This window comes from Streptomyces sp. NPDC059679, assembly GCF_042734105.1.
Taxonomy (GTDB): domain Bacteria; phylum Actinomycetota; class Actinomycetes; order Streptomycetales; family Streptomycetaceae; genus Streptomyces.
The window spans coordinates 140,607-158,253 of record NZ_JBHWES010000008.1; the positions used below are offsets into that span (position 1 = coordinate 140,607).

The window sequence follows — 17,647 nt, forward strand, 5'->3', positions numbered from 1 at the left end:
GCACTTGGCAAGGGGCACTCTGAAAAGTGCAGAGTCGCAAGTGCAGTGTGTCCGCTCCATTCAGGGCATGACACACTGCGGGCATCAGCTGCGGGAGGTAGAAGTGAGTGAACCGCGGTCCGCCCCGACCGTGGGCCAAGTCGTGCTTGGCAAGCGCCTGCGGGAGCTGCGCGAAAGAGCGGGTCTCAAGCGCGAGCAGGCCGCCAAGGTGCTGCATGTGGCCCCCGCCACCATCCGCAGGATGGAGACCGCCGAGGTCGCCCTGAAGATCCCGTATGTGCGGATGCTGCTGGACGCGTACGGCGTCACCGGTGGCGAGGCCGAGGCGTTCGTCACCCTCACCGAGGACGCCAACCGGCCCGGCTGGTGGCAGCGGTTCCACGACATCCTGCCGGACTGGTTCAGCGTGCATGTCAGCCTGGAGGGCGCCGCCGCGGTCATCCGCGCGTACGAGCCGCACTTCGTCCCCGGCCTGCTGCAGACCGAGGACTACGCCCGGGCCATCATGCGCACCGGCGCCGTCGGCCAGGTCGACCCCGAGGAGTCCGAGCGGCATGTCGCCCTGCGCATGGAGCGCCAGACGCTGCTCACCCGCGAGGACGCCCCGCATCTGTGGGTGGTGTTGGACGAGACCGTGCTGCGCCGCCCCGTGGGCACCCCCGAGGTCATGCGGGGCCAGATCGACCGATTGCTGACGGCCACCGAGCGGCCCAATGTCACCCTGCAGATAGCGGAGTTCTCCTCGGGACACCACCCGGGCACCTACGGGCCCTTCGTCCTCTTCCGCTTCGCTGTACCCGAACTGCCGGACATGGTCTACGTCGAGTACCTGACCGGCGCCGTCTACCTCGACGAACGTGTCGAGGTGGCCTCCCATCTGGAGGTCCTGGACCGCATGGCGGCCCAGGCGGCAACCGCACGACGCACAAAGGAAATCCTCCGCGATTTCCGCAAGGAGCTCTGAATGGATCGCATTTTCAACGGCATGCGCGCGGCCGACCTCGGCACCGAGGGCTGGCACAAGCCGTGGAGCGGCGGCAACGGCGGCAACTGCGTCGAGGCCCGGAAACTGGACGACGGCCGGGTCGCGCTCCGACAGTCCACCGATCCGGAGGGCCCGGCGCTGATCTACACCCGCAGCGAGATCATCGCCTTCATTCAGGGCGCCAAGGCCGGCAAGGCCGACTTCCTGGTCTCCTGACACATCCGCACCCGCATCCATACCCGCACACCGGCACCACCGCGCCGACCCCCATGGAGCGCACCATGTCAGCATCCGGGCCAGAGCCCACCAGAATCGACACCAGCAGGCCCCATCCGGCCCGCGTCTACGACTACATACTCGGGGGCAAGAACAACTACCCCGTCGATGAGCAACTGGCCGTGCAGGTTCTCGACATCGACCCGACCGTCAGAGACTCGGCCAGGATCAACCGCCTCTTCATGCACCGCGCGACCGAGTGGCTGGCCCGCTCCGGCACCCGCCAGTTCCTCGACATCGGCACCGGCATCCCCACCGAGCCCAACCTCCACCAGGTCGCCCAGCGGATCGCCCCCGACTCCCGCGTGGTCTACACGGACAACGACCCCATCGTGCTGCGCCACGCCGAAGCCCTGCTGCGCAGCACCCCGGAAGGCGCCACGCACTACCTCGAAGCGGATGTGCGCGAGCCCGGGAAGATCATCGAGCTGGCCACCGATGTGCTCGACCTGAGCCGGCCGGTCGCCCTCTCCCTCATCTCTCTCATGCACTTCATCCCGGACGAGGACGGCGCCTACGACCTGGTGCACGGTCTGATGGACGCGCTCGCCCCGGGCAGCCACCTGGTGTTCTCGCATGCCACCGCCGACGGCAGCGAGGAGGAGGCGGAGCGGGTCGTGTCCCTGTACCGCAGGGGTGGCGTGACCCTGCGGCCACGCACCCGGGCGGAGGTGGCGAGGTTCTTCCACGGCCTGGAGCCCGTCGGCCCGGCGCCGGTCCTGGTGTCGCACTGGCAGCCGGACGCCGAGGAGGAAGAACTCGCCCCCGACGACCCGCCGGTCACCGTCTACGCGGGCCTGGCGCGCAAGCCCTGAGCCCGGCCGACAGCAGTTCTGGTCAGTCGGCATCGCCCGCCGCCGCCCCCGCGGCGGCGGGCGAGCGGGCCCGGCCCGGTGTTCGACGGGCGGTCGGCGGCATGCGACGGCGCGGCATGCGCCCCCTGGGCAGGCGTCCAGCGGCATGGCGTACGCATGGATACGACACATCACGTACGGCGGCGAGCGGCGATGACCGCCGTACGCCGTAGGCGCGGTGCGCTCCCCTGGCAGTGCGAGCCCGGCCGCGGGCCCTTACCGCTCACCGGCGGACGGGGCCCTGGATAAAGAGGGACTGGTGCCCTCGCGGGTCCCGGCTGGGCGGCGGGGAGAGTTGATTATTCACAAACCGTCCCGGCGGGCGGTCTGCGGAGGAAGTCGATGTGATTGACATGGTATGCGCGGCGGCGCGCCTCCCGCTATACGTGGACCGTCTGATTCTCCGCCAGTTTCCGGGCCCGGGCGGCGATCGCCTTTTCGGGAGAAGCGCGGTGGTGCGGCGGATCTTCTCCTATCCCGCCGCTCATCCCGGCCCTCGCGGGCGGCATCGTTTTGCGGCTCCGGCCCGTAGCACCGGCTCAGCCCCGCGCCTCGGGCCGGACCGGAGCCTCGCACGGCAGAACGGATATCGCACGGCCGAGAAGGGACGGTTCACGCACAAGGTCGATTTTACGGCCCGGCCACGTAGCGGCGGGTTCCGCCTCCGTCCCACTCCGTCCCAGGCCCCGCCCGCAGGCCGAACGCCCCACGGTGCGCCGCAAATCCATCCGCCCGGGTAAGGAACCCCTCAGTCGGCAGGCTCCGTCCCACGTCCCGGCCGGGGCGGAGTCCGCGGATCGAGGATGCGGTAAATCGATACGGATGAGAAGGGGCGGCTCAGCCGCGGGGCACCGACGACAGCGATATAAGGACTCGCCGCGCAGCCGGCGCTCCTCGTCGGCCCGGGACATGAGGGGGGATCCGCCCGGATCGGAGGCGGGAACTCCGCACGGCGCCCCTCAGACGGGGCCTCGCGCATCCATACCCCCAGGAAGGAGCGGGTCCGCGGGCGGCGGTCCCCGCCCGGCCCCGGCCACGGGGAGACGCCGCCCGGGCCCCGGGCCGGGCCGGTGACCTCCGCTACGACGAGCCGTCCGGGGATACCGCCGGGAAGGGGCGATTCGCGGCCCGCGCCGATAGTCGCCATACCGCCCGCCTCGTACGACAAGCTCCGCTCCAGGACCCGGCCCTGCGATCGAACCGAGCACCAGGGAGCGCAAATGCATCCGCCCGGCACGGAACGGATCACCCTCGTGTCCGGATCTGATATGCCGTGCGCTGCGACTCGATGACGACCTGTCGAAACAAGTGCGACGTCGCTTCGCGCGCGGGGCGTTGCCCGCGGGCTACGGCCGGCTACGGTCGGCGCGAACGCGCAGGCCCGGCCGCTACTGCCCGCATGACGCCGCCGTACTTCTTCTCCCGTTCTTCTCTCCTTCTCCCTCCCTCCTTCTCTCTCCCGCTTCCCTCCCTCTTCTCCCCCGCTTCTCCCCCGCTCTCCGGCGGATGGGTTCGGCCGCCCCGCGGCGCTTTTCCCCTCTCCTCCCGGCCGGATCCCCCAGGGCGGGAGCGGGGGACCGGCTCGGCGCGGGGGCCGGCGGATTCCGGGCGGCGGCGGAGTGCCGGGCCCGGTGCCGCCCGATCTCCCTCGTACCGCGCGTATTTCGTCCCCCATCGCGGCCTGCGGTGCCGATGGGGTGGGTAAACCAATCCCGAGGATTACCCGGTCCGTCCGCACCGGGAAAGAATCATTTCCCGCCCCGCCCGGACGCCGGCCACGGGCCGAGCCGTGCGCCCCCGGTCCTCCACGCGCCTTGCCGTGCAGGGCTGACGGAGCATCAGCTTCCCTGGGGGTGGCGTTCGACGGCGCGCGGCGGTCCGTGAGACCCCCAGCGCCTTGTGACCTGCGCCTCCCGGCTGCGGTACTCGTACAGCCCGCCGGGGCTGCCGGTGGGCGAGTCGAACGCTCGTGGAGGGAACAGGCCCATGGCCCAACGAGGAAGTCACCGCCGTTCCGCACCGCCCAGCCGGATCTCGCCCCTGTGTGCCGCCCTCACCGTGGGCAGCGTGAGCATCGTCCTGCCGCTCCTGGGCGCCGATGTGGCCGTCGCGGCCCCCTCGGAAACCTGGGACAAGGTCGCCGAGTGCGAGAGCGGTGGCGACTGGAACATCAACACCGGCAACGGCTACTACGGCGGGCTGCAGTTCTCCCAGCACACCTGGGAGTCCTACGGCGGCACCAAGTACGCCGCCCGGGCCGACCTGGCCACCCGGGCCCAGCAGATCACCGTGGCCGAGGCGGTACTGCGCCGCCAAGGCCCGGGCGCGTGGCCGGTCTGCTCGGTACGGGGGCGGCTGACCCGCGACAGCCGGCCCGCATCCGGCGCGAACCGCGGCGGCTCCGGCCACTCCGCGGGGTCACGCAACTCCACGGGATCCCGCCACCACTCCCCCGCCCCGCGGCGGCACGCCACCGGCTCCGGGCCGTACCGGGTGGTGCCCGGGGACTCGCTGTCGCGCATCGCGCAGCGCGAGTCCGTAAGCGGTGGCTGGAAGGCGCTCTACCGCGCCAACCGGCGCACCATCGGTTCCGACCCCGACAAGATCTACCCCGGTCAGCGGCTCGCCTTCCCCTCCCGCAGCGGCGCGGCGCGCACGGCGGCGGCACACGGGAAGCAGCCGCAGGCAAAGCGGCCCCACACGAAGCAGCCGCGCTCCACACGAAGTAGTCACCAACAGGCCGGCAAGGCGGGGGCCACGACATCGGACACCTCGGCCCACAGCGCCCGCCGGCCCTCCGCCCAGCGCCGCCACATGACCCCGGTCAGCGGCCCGCTCGGCACGTCGTACGGCGTCCGCGGCCCGCGCTGGGCCAGCGGCCACCACACCGGGGTCGACTTCGTGGTGCCCGTCGGCACCGGGGTGCGCGCGGCCTCCGCGGGCGTCGTGGTGACCGCGGGCTGGGGCGGCTCCTACGGCTACGAAGTGGTGATCCGCCACTCCGACGGCCTCTACACCCAGTACGCGCACCTGTCCTCGCTGGCGGTGCGCCCCGGACAGACGGTGGACGCCGGCCTGCGCATCGGCCGCTCCGGCGCCACCGGCAACGCCACCGGACCGCACCTCCACTTCGAGGTGCGCACCGGTCCGCGGTACGGCTCGGACGTCGACCCCGTCTCGTATCTGCGCTCGCGCGGGGTCGCCCTCTGACGCCTGGCGGACCGGCGAACGGGAGGCCGCCCGGCGGAGGGGGCCGGGCGGCTTCCCGCGCTTCGCCCGTACCGGAGCCCCGTGGAGCCCCGTACCGGAGCGGGCTGTGTCGGCCGGACGCGGCCGGCACAGCCCGCTCCGGTCAGTCCACCCGCTCCGGTCAGTACCAGATGGCGACCGGGAGCCCGTCGCGCGTCGTCTCGGGCGGGTCGGGCAGGCTCACCGCGGTGCCGAGGGCGATCCGGTGCGCGCTCCAGGCCGCCGCCGCGGCGTCCAGGACGTCGTCGGGCGGCACCCGGCCCGCCGGGCCGAGCTCGTCGGGCAGGACGATGCGCTGCTCACCGAGCAGCCGCCGCCGCTGGACCTGCCCGTTCCAGCTCTTCTTGCTCGAGGCCACCGGGTGGCCGCCGTTCATGGCCGCGAAGGAGACCTCGGGGTGCACCTCGTACAGGCGCCGCTCGCCGCCGTCGCGGCAGGCGTTGGCCTCCCGCAGCTTCGTCACCAGACCCCAGGACTGACGGGACAGCCCCGAGCCCGTGAGGCGCCGACAGCGCTCGTTGGCCGCGCCGTAGTCGGGCTCCTCCCACACCGGGCGCGGCGGCACCGGGAAGACCCGCGAGCGGTGCGGGGCCACGCGGCCGAGCGCCAACTCGTCCGCGCGCCGCCGCCCCGCCTCCAGCAGCCCCAGCGGAATGTCGACCGCCACCACGGCGTCGGCCCCGGCGAGGCGGCGTACCCGCGTCAGCAGCGCCGCCAGCGCCGCATCCACATCGGCACCCGCAAACCGGCCGCCCCGCAGGGCAACCGCCACCCAGCCCCCCGGGCAGGCGTCCACCCCCACCACATGCGGTGCCGCGCCACCGGCGGCGGGAGAGGTGTCGAGAACGTCGCTTCCGGAACCCATGCGCCGTATCCGACCACGCGCCGGGCCGCACCGCACAGCACCGTTTCGGCAGATCGGCGCCACGGTCCTAATTCGCTGGCCACCCACAGCCCACGCCCGCCACTCTGGTGGCCATGCAAGAACCGCGACATCAGATCCGCGCGCTCCACACGGAGTCCACGGTCACCGTCTACCAGGCGTACGCCCCGCATCTCGGCCTGCCCGCGGCCCGCGACGGCCGCTTCCCAGCCGCCTGGAAGCGGGACCGGATGACGTGGATCAAGCCGTCGTTCCTCTGGATGATGTACCGCTGCGGCTGGGGTGCGAAGGAGGGGCAAGAGACCGTTCTGGCCATCGAGATCACCCGCGAAGGATTCGAGTGGGCGCTCGGCCGGTCGTGTCTGTCGCACTACGAGCGTGGGCTCCACCCCGACCAGGCCGCCTGGAAGCGGGCGTTGAAGGGCGCCCCCGCGCGCGTCCAGTGGGATCCGGAGCGGGATCTACGGCTGCGGCCGCTGCCGCATCGCTCGCTGCAGCTCGGGCTCTCGGGCGAGGCGGCGCGCCGTTACGCGGACGAGTGGACGGTCGCGATCACCGATGTGACCCCGCTGGCGCACGAGGTCCACGCCCTGGTGCGCCAGGACGAGCTCGACGCGGCGGCGAGGCTGCTGCCCGAGGAGCGTCCGTACCCGGCCGGGGACGAGTTGCTGAGCCATCTGCGCGCGCCCGTGGCGTGCTGAACGAGGAGAAACCGCTGATGAGCGCGGGCAGAATGCACGCTGACGAGTTCGACATCGACGTACCGCTGGTGCGGCGGCTGGTGGCCGCGCGGTTCCCGCGGTGGGCGGATCTGCCCGTGGAGCGGTTTCCGTCGGACGGCACGTGCAACGCGATGTTCCGGCTCGGCGACGGGATGGCCGTGCGGCTGCCCCTCGCCGAGCGGATGGTGGGGGATGTGGAGTTCGAGCACCGGTGGCTGCCGCGGCTCGCCCCGCTGCTGCCGGTCGACATACCCGTGGTGCTCGAAGAAGGGCCGCCCACCGAGGATTTCCCCTGGCCCTGGTCCGTCCACCGCTGGCTCGACGGCGAGAGCCCGGTCGCGGGCCGCCTCGCCGACCCCGCCGGGCTCGCCACGGACCTGGCGGCATTCATCGCCGCGGTACGCCGGATCGAGCTCACGGACGGCCCGGCCGCCCACCGGGGTGGGCCGTTGACCACGCAGGACGCCGAAACCCGCGCCGCCATCAAGGAGCTGAACGGCGTCATCGACACACGGGCCGCCACCGCGGCGTGGGAGGCGGCCCTGGAGGCGCCCGAGTGGTCCGGCCCGGCCGTGTGGGTCCACGCCGATCTGATGCCGGGCAACCTACTGGTCGGCCGAGGCCGGCTGAGCGCGGTCATCGACTTCGCGACCGCGGGCGTGGGGGATCCCGCATGCGATCTGATCGTCGCCTGGAACCTCCTCCCCGCACAGGTACGGGACCGCTTCCGCGCGGCCGTCGATGCCGACGACGCGACCTGGGCGCGCGGCCGCGGCCGGGCCCTGTCCATGGCGCTCATCCAACTCCCGTACTACCAGCACACGAACCCGGGGATCGCCGCCAACGCGCGCCATGTGATCCGGGAGGTGCTGGCGGACCACGAGCGGTGCCCGGGGTGAAGGGGCTGGCGTGGCGCCGCCGCGCCACCCTCCCGCCCCCGCCCCGGGCACCGCCCGGCGATCCCGCTGCAGCGCCGCCCCCTTCCCTGGCTTCCGGGGTTGTCAGGCTGTCCCCGGTTACCGGAGGCTGTCCCTGGTTACCGGAGCTTCGAGGCCGTCCCCGGCTTCCAGGGTTTCCCGCGACCACAGCCGTCGCATCTCCGCACAGCCCTCCATCAGTTCGTCCAGCGTCCCGCGGCCGGCCACCCGGCCCCGGTCCAGGACGACGACCTGGTCGGCCCGGGCCAGTACGGCCGGCCGGTGGGAGACGACCAGCAGCGTGGCGGCGCCGGTGATCCGCTCCCACAGCAGCTGTTCGGTCTCCACGTCCAGCGCCGAGGACAGATCGTCCACCACGAGCAGGTCGGGTGAGCGGACCAGGGCCCGGGCAACGGTCACCCGCTGGGCCTGGCCGCCGGACAGCCGCATGCCCCGGGGGCCGACCACCGTGTCCAGGCCGTCGGGCAGCGCGGCCAGGTCGCGGTCGAACGCCGCCGCCCCCACCGCCCGGTCGATGTGCTCGGGATCCCGACCGAGCAGCAGGTTCTCCCGCAGCGTGGCGGAGAACAGCCGCGGCACCTGTCCGACGTACGCGGCCCGGCCGGGCACCAGGTATGCGCCGGGGTCGGCCACCGGACCGCCGTTCCAGCGGATCGTGCCGGCCACCGGCGGTTCCAGCCCGAGCAGGGTGCGCAGCAGCGTCGTCTTGCCCGAGCCGACCGCGCCGGTGATCACGGTGAGGGTGCCCCGTTCGATCTCCAGGTCCACCCCGTGCAGGCCGTGCCCGGCGGCCAGCCCCCGCGCCTGGAGTGTCTTCAGCGGATCGTCGTGGGCCGCCGGTTCCGGGGCGGGGTAGTCCCGGTGGAACCAGACGCCACTGTCGCGGGACACGCTGTCGTCCGGGCCGGTCATCCGGGTGAGCCGTTCGGTGGAGACGGCCGCCTGGGGCATCCGGGCGAGGATCGAACCGACGGTCCGCGGCAGCGCGGTGAGCCAGCCGATGTACGTGGTGAACAGCGCCAGGTCGCCCGCGGTGAACTCGCCGCGGCGCATGGCCGGGGCGGCCAGCAGCAGCACAAGGCCGACGCTGATCTCGACGCTCGCGCCGGTTGCGGTGGTCAGCAGGTCGGTGGCGAGCCGGTCCTTGACCGCCGCGTCGCGGCGCAGCCGGTTGTGGGCCCGCAGCCGTTCCAGCGCCGCCTGCTCGGCCCCGGCGGTCTTGATGGCGAGCACGCCGGTGAAGATCTCGCCGAGGTGGCCGGTGACGGCCGCGCCGCGCGCGGCGGCCTGCCGGTGCAGCCGCCCGGTCAGCCGGTTCAGCAGACGGCTCGCCGCCCCGATCGCGAGCGCGGGCACGATCAGGGCCAGGGTGGCGGCCGGGTGGATGGACACCATGATCGCCAGCGCGGCGGCGCTGAAGAGCGCGGCCCCGGCCAGCGGCACCGACTCGTCCACGAACTCCACCACGTCCGCGGCGTCGTCGCGCAGCCGGGCCAGCGCCTCACCGGACGAGTGCGGCACCCGCCCCTTGCCGCTCAGGATCGAACGCAGCACATTGCCCCGCAGCAGGGCCGCCGCCGCGCTCCACCAGTAGTCGCCGTACGTCCAGGCGATGACGATGGTCAGGCCGCGGACCAGCTCCACCCCCACGAAGGCCGCGCACAGCAGCAGCGGCACCCGGCCCACGGTGAGGTGGTCGAACATCCGCTGCAGGATCAGCCCGCCGATGAGCGGCAGGGCGCTGGCCGGCATCCACAGCAGGCCGCCGATGAGGTAGCGGCGCAGATCGAAGCGGACCAGGGTGGCGGTGACCGCCGTGAGCCGGCTCATCGGCGCACCCCCGCGAGCATCCGCGCGAACCGGCTGGCGGGGTCGGCCAGTAGCTCCTCCCGCCGGCCGTGCTCGACGACCCTGCCGCCGGACAGGACCGCGATCCGGTCCACGTGGGACAGCGATTCGAGCCGGTGCGCGATGAGCACCCCGGTCCTGCCGGTCAGCAGCCGGGCCGTGCTGTGGCCGATATGGCGTTCGGTGGCCGGGTCGAGCCGGCTGGACACCTCGTCGAGCACGACGAGCCCGGGGTCGGCGAGCAGGGCCCGGGCGAAGGCCAGCAGCTGTGCCTGGCCCGCGGAGACCGTGCCGAGCGGGGCGTCGAGGTCCCAGCCGGGGAGCCCCACTTCGGCCAGGACGGCCCTCAGCCGGTCGTCGTCGTATCCGGGGCGGAACAGGGTGAGGTTGTCCCGGACGTCGGCGGCGAAGAGCTGCACGTCCTGGGTGACCACGGCGACCCGCTCGCGGAGCGAGGCGGTGTCCACCTCGCGCAGGTCAAGACCGCCGACCCGGACGGCGCCGGCCGTCGGGTCGTACAGCCGGGCCACCAGGCGGGCGATGGTGGTCTTACCGCTGCCGCTGCGGCCGACCAGGCCGAGCGTCTCGCCGGGGGCGAGGGTGAGGGTGATGTCGCGCAGCACCGGCTCGCCGCCCTCGCTGTCTTTGTTGCCTTCGTCGCCGTACGCGAAGTCCACGCCGTCCAGCTCCAGCCGCAGCGGCCCGCTCGCGGGCAGTTGCCCGGCGGCGGCCGGGCCGGTCAGCGTGCGGCGCTCGGCCAGCAGGGAGCGGATGCGGGCCACTCCGGCGAGGGCCGTCTGGTAGTGGCGCAGCTGGTCGATCAGCCGCTCGAACGGGGTGCGGACCATCAGCGTGTACTGGAACAGCAGCACCGCGGTGCCGATGCTGAGGGTGCCCGACAGGCCCACCATGAGCGCCGTGCCGGTCGCGAACGCCACGCTGGTGGCCGCCAGAACGGCGCTGCCGACCGCGCTGGCGCGCAGCCCGGTGCGCCACAGTGTCGCGCCGGCCTGGTGGAAGCGGCGTACGGTGTGCTCGCCCGCCCCGTTGGCGCGCAGGTCCTCGGCTCCGGCGAGCCGTTCCTCCAGGAAGCCGAAGAGCGCGGCGTCGGCCGCCCGGGCGCGGGTGGCGGAGGGTACGGCCAGCCGCTGCGCGCGGACCATGCCGAGGCCGATCAGCGCGCAGTGGACCAGCAGGGCCGCGCCGATGCGCGGGTCGACGGCGCACACCACCGCGATCACCCCGCACAGCAGCAGCACCCCGGCCACGACGTCCAGCAGGAACGCCACGACGAAGTCGGCGATGGCGGACACATCGCCGTCCACCCGCTCGATCAGCTCGCCGGGGGTGTGCCGGCCGTGGAAGGCCAGGTCCAGGCCGAGGGTGTGCTCGGCCAGGTGTTCGCGCAGCCGGTTGGTGCCGTCCCAGGCCGCCTGGCCGGCCAGCCAGGCGGTGACGGTGCGGGCGCCCTGTCCGGCGACGGCCAGGGCTAGGTAGATCAGCGCGGTGAGGGTGAGTGTGCGGGTGTCGTCGCCGGCGTTCGCGCCGTCGACGAGCCGCCGGGTGAACTGGGGTGCCGCCAGCGGCAGGGCGGTGGCGGCGGTGATGGTCAGGGCCAGGAGTACGGCGGCGCCGCGGCCTGGCAGGAGGAAGCGGAGTACGTGCCTACCGGAGGTCGTCCTCCTTGCGGCGGGCAGAGTCGATGAGGTCGACAAACGTCATGTCCTTCGCGCGAATGGCTGGGGTGGGGTGAATGGACATGAACGTGTGCCTCATCGGGCCTCCTCGTACGGCGGATCTGCCGGCGGTGAGTAGAGCAGGGGGCTCACCGGGCGGGCAACCGATTTTCACCGGGCCCCCGTTCACCGGGCTCGTTTTCACCGGCCCCGTCAGGGTGTGCCGTTCCTTCGGGGCTGGGCCGCGCGGGGGCGCATGATGAGCGCGGCGACCAGGTAAACGCACGGCACGCGCGCGGGGTTGGCGTAGCCGTGGGTGACATCGGCGGCGAAGTACACCGAGTCGCCGGCGTCGAGGTCCACGGTCCTGCTCGTGAGGGTCAGCCGCAGGGTCCCCGACTCCACCACGACGAACTCATGGGAGCCCGGGGCGTACGCGGGGAACCGGCCCGCGTCGCAGCCGGGCGGCAGTGTGGTGCGGATCCACTCGAAGTTCACGCCGGGCACCACGGGGGTGAGGATGGTCCGCCGCCACCCTCCGGGCTCCTCGACGGTGTCCTGGTCGGCCGCCCGGCGCACGATGACACGGCTGTCCTCGGGCTCGGCGACCAGGTCGGCGAGGGGCACGCCGAGTCCGTCGGCGATGCGGGCGAGGACGAGGACCGTGGGCGCCTTCTGGCCGCGCTCGACCGAGGACAGCATGCTCACGCTCACCTCGGCCGCGTCGGCCAACTGCTGAAGGGTCAGGCCCCGTTCGTGCCGCAGTCCCTGGACGCGGGTGCCCAAGGTGAGGAGATCCAGCATTCCCCTATAATAGCAACGTATTCCTCTATAGCGAAAAGAGCTCGCGCCCATGACGCCCCCGCCCCCGGAAGCGACCATCCGCCCCGCGGTCCACGCCGATCTGAAGGCCGTGGCCGACATCTACGCGCACTACGTCCGCCACACCGTGACCACCTTCGACGAGACGCCGCGCTCCGCCGCCGAGTGGGAGCAGCGGCTGGACGATCTCACCGGCCGTGGCCTGCCCTTCCTGGTCGCCGAACTCTCCGGCGCGGTGGCCGGGTTCGCGTACGCCGGGCCGTGGCGGCCCAAGCCCGCGTACCAGCACACGGTGGAGGACACCATCTACCTCGCCCCCGACGCCACCGGCCGGGGGCTGGGCACCGCCCTGCTCGGCCCGCTGATCGCGGAGGCCACCCGGGCGGGGCGACGGCAGATGATCGCGGTCATCGCGGACACCGGCAGCGACGCCTCCGCCGCCCTGCACCGCCGCTTCGGCTTCACCGGCGCCGGCCGGCTGACCGCCGTGGGCCATAAGCACGGCCGCTGGATCGACACGCTGCTCATGCAGCGGCCCCTGTAGTGACTTTGCGGTGAGTATGAGACAGCGACACGCCGACGTTTCGGCGTGTCGCCGTCTCACACTCACCGCAACATTGGCCCGTTACACGTCACGACCACGGCGACTCGTCGTCGGTGACGGGATGGGCCTTCGCTTCTTCGGGGAACTTGACGTTCCCCGCGTCCGTCAGCCACTCCCGGCCTCCTCCGGCCGGGCGGAGGAACGCGACACACGGCCCCGGCCTCCGGTGATCGAAAACGAGATCGTCAACGTGACAGACCGCTTGAAGCACGCCCACGCGCCCCGTCGCAGCGTCGTAAGCGGCGTGACCCACCTTGGGACCCCGGTACGGCATGGGCTCCTTCATGCGGGCACCCCCCATCGGGCCGTCGGGCTCGGATGGGCGTGGGATGGATGGCGACGGCGCAGAGCCTCGTATTCGCCGGCCCGGCCGTAGTCTCCGTCCTGCTTGACCTTCTCTCGCAGCGCGGTGCACTCCTGACACTTCACGCAGGGGCGGGTTTCGTCAGTCATCGCCGCGTCCCCCGTTCCAGGTGCTCGCGGATCTTCGTGGCCAGAGCCTCCGCGCGCTGCTCCAGTTCCTTCGGAGTGGGGCGCGGGCTGGAACCCTGTTGCGCCTCCTGCGGAGGCGTGTCCGCGCTCACCGATCTGCCGCCCTCGTCCGTGCGTACGCGGGCACGTACGGCGGTGCCGGGTCGTAGTCGACGATGGGGACCGCGGGGATCCTCGGAAGGGCCAGGGTGGGGGTGTCGGCGTACTCCACAGGCGTCACGTCGTGGACGTGGACGACCCGATGACGAAAGACCACGCCGCGCACGTTGCTCGGCCGACGGCTGCGGCGACTGCGCGAGAGTGCGGGGCTAACACTGCGGGGGCTTGCCGAACAGGTCGACTATCCGCACACCTACATCAGCAGGGTCGAGCGGGGGGAACAGCTCCCCTCGGCCGCCCTGGCGACAGCGTTAGACACCCACTTCGGCACCGACGGCCTGTTCGCCGAGCTCCTGGAGATGGCACAGGACGCGTCGATCCCGGATTGGGCACGTGTGATCCTCGGCAATGAGGAGAAAGCCACCCGCATTCAGATCTTCGCGAGCAGCCTCATCCCTGGTTTGCTCCAGACCGAGGAGTACTCACACGCTCTCTTCCGCGCCTCTCTTCCCGGCGCGTCCGAGGAGAAGTTGAGTGAGCGCGTCGAGACGCGTATGCGTCGGAAGCGTGTGCTCAACAAAGACAACCCGCCCTTTTACTGGGCAATCATGGACGAGGCGGCACTGAAGCGTCCGATAGGAGGCTCCAAGTGCATGCGCGATCAAATCGCGTACATGCTTGAGGTCTCCGCATCGGCCCACATCACCATCCAGGTACTCCCATTCGCGCGAGGAGAACACCCGATGCTGGGCGGCAGCTTGAGTCTGCTGACCCTCCCGAAAGGGACCTCGATTGGTTACGTCGAGAGCTTCGCGTCCGGCGAGGCGGTAGACTCGCAGCCGAGAATTGTGGAGCTGACTCAACGCTTCGACATCGCTCGCTCCATGGCGCTGCCTGAACAAGAATCTGTCGACCTCATCCACGCATACCTGAGAGAGCACGCAGATGAAGACGATTCCTGACGCATCGACGCTCGCCGGTTGGCGCAAGAGCAGTTACAGCAACGGGGAAGGTGGCGAATGCGTCGAGGTCGCCGACGGTATCGAGGGGATTGTTCCGGTTCGTGACAGCAAGAACCCGCACGGTCCGGCGCTCGTGTTCTCCGCGACCGGCTGGACGTCGTTCGTGTCCGCGGTGAAGAGGGAAGAATTCCCGACCGCCTGATCCACACAGCAGACCCCGCACTCCGTCCGCCGGAGTGCGGGGGCGCTGCGCTCCCCTCAGAGAGGGGAGCAGCCACAATGGGGCCATGTCCCGACGCGCACGACGCCCGCAGCCACCCCGCCCGGCGCCCTGCCCCTGCGGGCTGCCCGCCGCCTACGACGACTGCTGCGGCAGACTGCACCGCGGCCAGGCCCGGGCGGCCACCCCCGAGCAGCTGATGCGCTCCCGCTACAGCGCCTTCGTCCGCCAGGACGAGGCATATCTGCTGCGCAGCTGGCACCCCGACACCCGGCCACCGCGCGTCGACTTCGACCCCGCGCTGCGCTGGCGGGGCCTGGACGTCCTCGACACGACCGAGGGCAGCGCGTTCCATACCACCGGCACCGTCGAGTTCCGCGCCCACTACACCGAGCGCGGCCGCGCCGGCGAGCTCCACGAGACCAGCCGCTTCGTACGCCACGACGGGGAGTGGGTCTACGTCGACGGCGACGTAGACTCCTGAGCGGGCCCCCGCCCCTTCCCCACACCGGGGACAACGTCTATCGCACGTCCGAGAGGCGCCGGGCGGCGGGCAGCACGCGGACGACGACGCCGAGGATCCTGTTCCGGGGAAAGAAGCCGAGCGTGCGCGAGTCCACGCTGACGGCCGCGTTGTCCCCGAAAAGCACCAGCGCGCCCTCGGGCACGCGCCGCCCTGCCGACTCCGCGAGTGCCGGGCCAGCCTCGCGCGGCACCGGGTCGCCGGGGACCGCGGCGACCCGTTTGATCAGCCACGCACGGCCCGCCACCGCCACGGCGCCGGCGGCCGCGGACAGCGGTTGGCGCTGCCCCGACTGCCGCCCCGCCGCCTGCTCCACGACCACGACCTGGCCCCTGCGGGGCGAGGGGGAACGCCGCACCAGCACGCGGTCACCGTCACGGTACGCCGGTTCCATACTGGGGCCGCGCACCGTCACCACCGCCCACCTCCGGGAGAGCCACAGGACGATGGCCGCTCCACCGATTCCGGTGAGCGCGGCGCACCCTGCCGCTGTGATCCAGTCGGCGTGCGCGAGCAGGGACGAGATGAGCGAAGTCCCGCTCAGGAGGGCGAGGGCGAGCGCCTGGACCCGGCGGATGCGCCGTGCCCGGCGTATCCGCGCTCGAGGTGTCCGCAGCCACGGGACGAAGTCACCCCGGCTCATCACGCCCCTCCCCGCACCGGGTGCTCGACGGCGGGCCGTCCCTGGTAGCCGGCGGCCTGGAGGGAGAACAGGCGACAGTAATCGCCACCGGCGGCCAGCAGCGAGTCGTGGGTGCCTTCCTCCGCGACGCGTCCCTTTGACAACACCACGATTCTGTCGGCGTCCCGCACCGCGCTCAGACGATGCGAGATCAGCAAGCTGGTACGTCCGGCCCGGTGCGCGCGGATCGCCGTGTGGATCTCGTGTTCGGCCTCCGCGTCCAAACCGGCGGAGGGTTCATCCAGGACGAGGAGATCACGTCCGTCGCACAGGAACGCGCGGGCGAGGGCCACACGTTGGGCCTGTCCACCGGACAGGACGACGCCCATGGAGGGGTCGTCCTTGTCCGACTCGAGAAAGAACGAGCGGGACAGGAGCGTGTCGTAGCCGTGCGGCAGGTTCCGCAAGGTGTCGTCCACGCCCGCTCTGCGGGCCGCGGCACGAACGCGTTCCCGGTCGCCGAGCGCGGACAGATCGCCCAGCGCGATGCTCTCGGCCGCGGTGAGGTCGTACGACATGAAGTCCTGGAAGACCGCGCCGACTCGGCGCCGCAGATCCCGCGGCCGCACCTTCCTGATGTCGACACCGTCCCACAGAATCTCTCCTCGGTGGGGGTCGTAGAACCGGCACAGGAGTTTGACGAGCGTCGACTTGCCCGCGCCGTTGAGGCCGACCAGGGCAACGCACCCGCCCTGCGGGATGAACAGGCTGACACCGCGCAACACCCAGGGGTGCTCGGGCGAGTAGCGGAACCACACATCGCGGAGTTCGATGCCGCGCCGGAGCGTCGGCATCCGCTCCGGCGCGGCGCTCACCGGCAGTTCCGGTCCCGCGGTGACCACCGCCACGTAGTGGCCCATGAGCGTCAGCGCGTGATGTGTCCGGGCCACGTCGGCGGCCATGGTGGCCAGACAGCCCTGGACACCGGCGACGGCGGCGGTGAAGACCATGACGTCCCCGACGGTCAGCCGGCCCTCATGCGCGGCCTGGATCGACCACAGCAGCCCGCCGCCCGTCACCAGCGCCGACAATGTGCCCAGCCCGGTCTGGACCCAAAGCCCGCGCCGGTCGTCGGCGCGTTTCGCCGCGTCGACAGCGCGTCGTTCGGCCATCATGCGATCGCGCAGGAAGTCACCGATCCCGAACAGCCGCACCTCTTTCGCCGCCTGAACGCTGGAGAGCAGATTCCCATAGAAGAACTCGCGCCGCTCGGCGGGGCCCATCTGCCGGACCGTCCGGGCGCGCCTGCGCGAGAGACTGATCTCCGCGGCCAACGCCGGTGCGCTGAACAGCACCACAAACACGCTCATCCAGGGGCTGAGCAGCCAAAGCGAGATAAGGAAACCCCCGATGGTCGCTCCGGAGCGCAGCGTGCCCAGCACCCCGTCGACGGCCTGGCCGGGGTTGCTGCCCCCGCCCTGCCGCGCCAGCCTCAGCTCATCCAGGAACCGGGGGTTCTCGAAACGGCCCAGCCCGATGAACCCGTTGACGGCGTCGAACAGCCGGCGCTGCGCCAGCAGCCCCACGCGGCGGTCCAGCTCCGCCTTGCAGAACTGACTCAGCTGCGGGATGAGCCGCCCGAACACGCCGACGGCGGCCAGCGCGACGCTCACCGCGATCAGTTCGCGCTGGGTATCGTCCCTGACCAGCCCGTCCAGAAGGCGTTTGGTCAGCCACGCGGCGGCCACCGGCACCAGGCCTATGATCAGCGCAAGAGCCGTATGAGCGGCCACCACGAGCGGGCAGGCGCGCGCGGCCAGCGCGGCAACCGTCCGCAACCGCCGCAGAGTCGAAAGCCCGCCGCCTGTCCTC

The 17,647-nt window shown here is 72.0% G+C and carries 17 protein-coding genes; 10 read left to right on the forward strand and 7 right to left on the reverse strand.

Translation table 11 applies throughout. The features are described from left to right. Window positions 1–103: 103 nt before the first annotated feature. The 4 genes from ACFV2X_RS12410 (at window position 104) to ACFV2X_RS12425 (ending at window position 5,325) form a co-directional block, all read left to right on the forward strand. Complete coding sequence (locus ACFV2X_RS12410) at window positions 104–964, forward strand: helix-turn-helix domain-containing protein (RefSeq protein WP_385614869.1); 861 nt, start codon at window positions 104–106, stop codon at window positions 962–964. Beyond that, the gene (locus tag ACFV2X_RS12415) at window positions 965–1,201 is read left to right on the forward strand and encodes a DUF397 domain-containing protein (RefSeq protein WP_089508268.1); all 237 of its coding nucleotides are present in this window, start codon (window positions 965–967) and stop codon (window positions 1,199–1,201) included. It begins immediately after the preceding gene. 65 nt (window positions 1,202–1,266) lie between these two features. Next, window positions 1,267–2,076, forward strand: coding sequence for an SAM-dependent methyltransferase (locus ACFV2X_RS12420; protein ID WP_385614872.1), 810 nt, complete (start codon window positions 1,267–1,269; stop codon window positions 2,074–2,076). A 2,097-nt stretch (window positions 2,077–4,173) separates the two neighbouring features. Further along, window positions 4,174–5,325, forward strand: coding sequence for a transglycosylase family protein (locus tag ACFV2X_RS12425; RefSeq protein ID WP_385615074.1), 1,152 nt, complete (start codon window positions 4,174–4,176; stop codon window positions 5,323–5,325). Window positions 5,326–5,485: 160 nt separating this feature from the next. Here ACFV2X_RS12425 and ACFV2X_RS12430 read toward each other — a convergent pair whose 3' ends face one another. Beyond that, the gene (locus ACFV2X_RS12430) at window positions 5,486–6,229 is read right to left on the reverse strand and encodes a DUF429 domain-containing protein (RefSeq protein WP_385614875.1); all 744 of its coding nucleotides are present in this window, start codon (window positions 6,227–6,229) and stop codon (window positions 5,486–5,488) included. A 113-nt stretch (window positions 6,230–6,342) separates the two neighbouring features. Here ACFV2X_RS12430 and ACFV2X_RS12435 point away from each other — a divergent pair, with 113 nt between their 5' ends. Beyond that, window positions 6,343–6,948 (forward strand): DUF4291 domain-containing protein, encoded by a 606-nt coding sequence (locus tag ACFV2X_RS12435; protein ID WP_385614878.1) that lies wholly within the window; start codon window positions 6,343–6,345, stop codon window positions 6,946–6,948. 17 nt (window positions 6,949–6,965) lie between these two features. Beyond that, window positions 6,966–7,868: an aminoglycoside phosphotransferase family protein gene (locus tag ACFV2X_RS12440; RefSeq protein ID WP_385614881.1), complete on the forward strand. Its 903-nt coding sequence runs from the start codon at window positions 6,966–6,968 to the stop codon at window positions 7,866–7,868. Between the two features lie 117 nt (window positions 7,869–7,985). Here ACFV2X_RS12440 and ACFV2X_RS12445 read toward each other — a convergent pair whose 3' ends face one another. The 3 genes from ACFV2X_RS12445 to ACFV2X_RS12455 form a co-directional block, all read right to left on the reverse strand. Continuing rightward, a complete protein-coding gene (locus ACFV2X_RS12445) occupies window positions 7,986–9,737 on the reverse strand; it encodes an ABC transporter ATP-binding protein (RefSeq protein ID WP_385614884.1) in 1,752 nt (583 codons plus the stop codon). After that, window positions 9,734–11,470 carry an ABC transporter ATP-binding protein gene (locus ACFV2X_RS12450; RefSeq protein WP_385614887.1) on the reverse strand — a complete coding sequence of 579 codons (1,737 nt, stop codon included), beginning with the start codon at window positions 11,468–11,470 and terminating at the stop codon, window positions 9,734–9,736. Before ACFV2X_RS12450 ends, ACFV2X_RS12445 begins: the two co-directional genes overlap by 4 nt. Window positions 11,471–11,644: 174 nt before the next feature. Beyond that, the gene (locus ACFV2X_RS12455; RefSeq protein ID WP_385614890.1) at window positions 11,645–12,235 is read right to left on the reverse strand and encodes a helix-turn-helix domain-containing protein; all 591 of its coding nucleotides are present in this window, start codon (window positions 12,233–12,235) and stop codon (window positions 11,645–11,647) included. Window positions 12,236–12,284: 49 nt separating this feature from the next. Between ACFV2X_RS12455 and ACFV2X_RS12460 the strand changes: the two genes are divergently transcribed. Further along, window positions 12,285–12,797 carry a GNAT family N-acetyltransferase gene (locus tag ACFV2X_RS12460; RefSeq protein WP_385614893.1) on the forward strand — a complete coding sequence of 171 codons (513 nt, stop codon included), beginning with the start codon at window positions 12,285–12,287 and terminating at the stop codon, window positions 12,795–12,797. Between the two features lie 640 nt (window positions 12,798–13,437). Here ACFV2X_RS12460 and ACFV2X_RS12465 read toward each other — a convergent pair. Next, on the reverse strand, window positions 13,438–13,605 hold the full coding sequence (locus ACFV2X_RS12465) for a hypothetical protein (protein ID WP_385614896.1): 168 nt from the start codon (window positions 13,603–13,605) through the stop codon (window positions 13,438–13,440). 10 nt (window positions 13,606–13,615) lie between these two features. On the opposite strand from ACFV2X_RS12465, the gene ACFV2X_RS12470 reads away from it, so the two are divergent. The 3 genes from ACFV2X_RS12470 (at window position 13,616) to ACFV2X_RS12480 (ending at window position 15,114) form a co-directional block, all read left to right on the forward strand. Further along, window positions 13,616–14,410, forward strand: a complete 795-nt coding sequence (locus ACFV2X_RS12470) for a Scr1 family TA system antitoxin-like transcriptional regulator (protein WP_385614898.1) — start codon at window positions 13,616–13,618, stop codon at window positions 14,408–14,410. Beyond that, the gene (locus ACFV2X_RS12475; RefSeq protein WP_385614901.1) at window positions 14,394–14,612 is read left to right on the forward strand and encodes a DUF397 domain-containing protein; all 219 of its coding nucleotides are present in this window, start codon (window positions 14,394–14,396) and stop codon (window positions 14,610–14,612) included. Before ACFV2X_RS12470 ends, ACFV2X_RS12475 begins: the two co-directional genes overlap by 17 nt. Before the next feature lie 85 nt (window positions 14,613–14,697). After that, window positions 14,698–15,114 (forward strand): YchJ family protein, encoded by a 417-nt coding sequence (locus tag ACFV2X_RS12480; RefSeq protein ID WP_385614902.1) that lies wholly within the window; start codon window positions 14,698–14,700, stop codon window positions 15,112–15,114. A gap of 37 nt (window positions 15,115–15,151) precedes the next feature. On the opposite strand, the gene ACFV2X_RS12485 is transcribed toward ACFV2X_RS12480, so the two are convergent. Beyond that, entirely contained in the window at window positions 15,152–15,796 is a 645-nt protein-coding gene (locus ACFV2X_RS12485) for a S26 family signal peptidase (protein WP_385614904.1), read from the reverse strand. Continuing rightward, window positions 15,796–17,613 carry an ABC transporter ATP-binding protein gene (locus ACFV2X_RS12490; RefSeq protein ID WP_385614906.1) on the reverse strand — a complete coding sequence of 606 codons (1,818 nt, stop codon included), beginning with the start codon at window positions 17,611–17,613 and terminating at the stop codon, window positions 15,796–15,798. Before ACFV2X_RS12490 ends, ACFV2X_RS12485 begins: the two co-directional genes overlap by 1 nt. Window positions 17,614–17,647: the final 34 nt, after the last annotated feature.

Excerpts from the sequence above, each read along its gene's own strand:
- ACFV2X_RS12415 (WP_089508268.1), top strand. The coding sequence starts at position 965 with ATGGATCGCATTTTCAACGGCATGCGCGCGGCCGACCTCGGCACCGAG.
- ACFV2X_RS12420 (WP_385614872.1), top strand. The coding sequence starts at position 1,267 with ATGTCAGCATCCGGGCCAGAGCCCACCAGAATCGACACCAGCAGGCCC.
- ACFV2X_RS12430 (WP_385614875.1), bottom strand. The coding sequence starts at position 6,229 with ATGGGTTCCGGAAGCGACGTTCTCGACACCTCTCCCGCCGCCGGTGGC.
- ACFV2X_RS12435 (WP_385614878.1), top strand. The coding sequence starts at position 6,343 with ATGCAAGAACCGCGACATCAGATCCGCGCGCTCCACACGGAGTCCACG.
- ACFV2X_RS12440 (WP_385614881.1), top strand. The coding sequence starts at position 6,966 with ATGAGCGCGGGCAGAATGCACGCTGACGAGTTCGACATCGACGTACCG.
- ACFV2X_RS12445 (WP_385614884.1), bottom strand. The coding sequence starts at position 9,737 with ATGAGCCGGCTCACGGCGGTCACCGCCACCCTGGTCCGCTTCGATCTG.
- ACFV2X_RS12455 (WP_385614890.1), bottom strand. The coding sequence starts at position 12,235 with ATGCTGGATCTCCTCACCTTGGGCACCCGCGTCCAGGGACTGCGGCAC.
- ACFV2X_RS12460 (WP_385614893.1), top strand. The coding sequence starts at position 12,285 with ATGACGCCCCCGCCCCCGGAAGCGACCATCCGCCCCGCGGTCCACGCC.
- ACFV2X_RS12475 (WP_385614901.1), top strand. The coding sequence starts at position 14,394 with ATGAAGACGATTCCTGACGCATCGACGCTCGCCGGTTGGCGCAAGAGC.
- ACFV2X_RS12480 (WP_385614902.1), top strand. The coding sequence starts at position 14,698 with ATGTCCCGACGCGCACGACGCCCGCAGCCACCCCGCCCGGCGCCCTGC.
- ACFV2X_RS12485 (WP_385614904.1), bottom strand. The coding sequence starts at position 15,796 with ATGAGCCGGGGTGACTTCGTCCCGTGGCTGCGGACACCTCGAGCGCGG.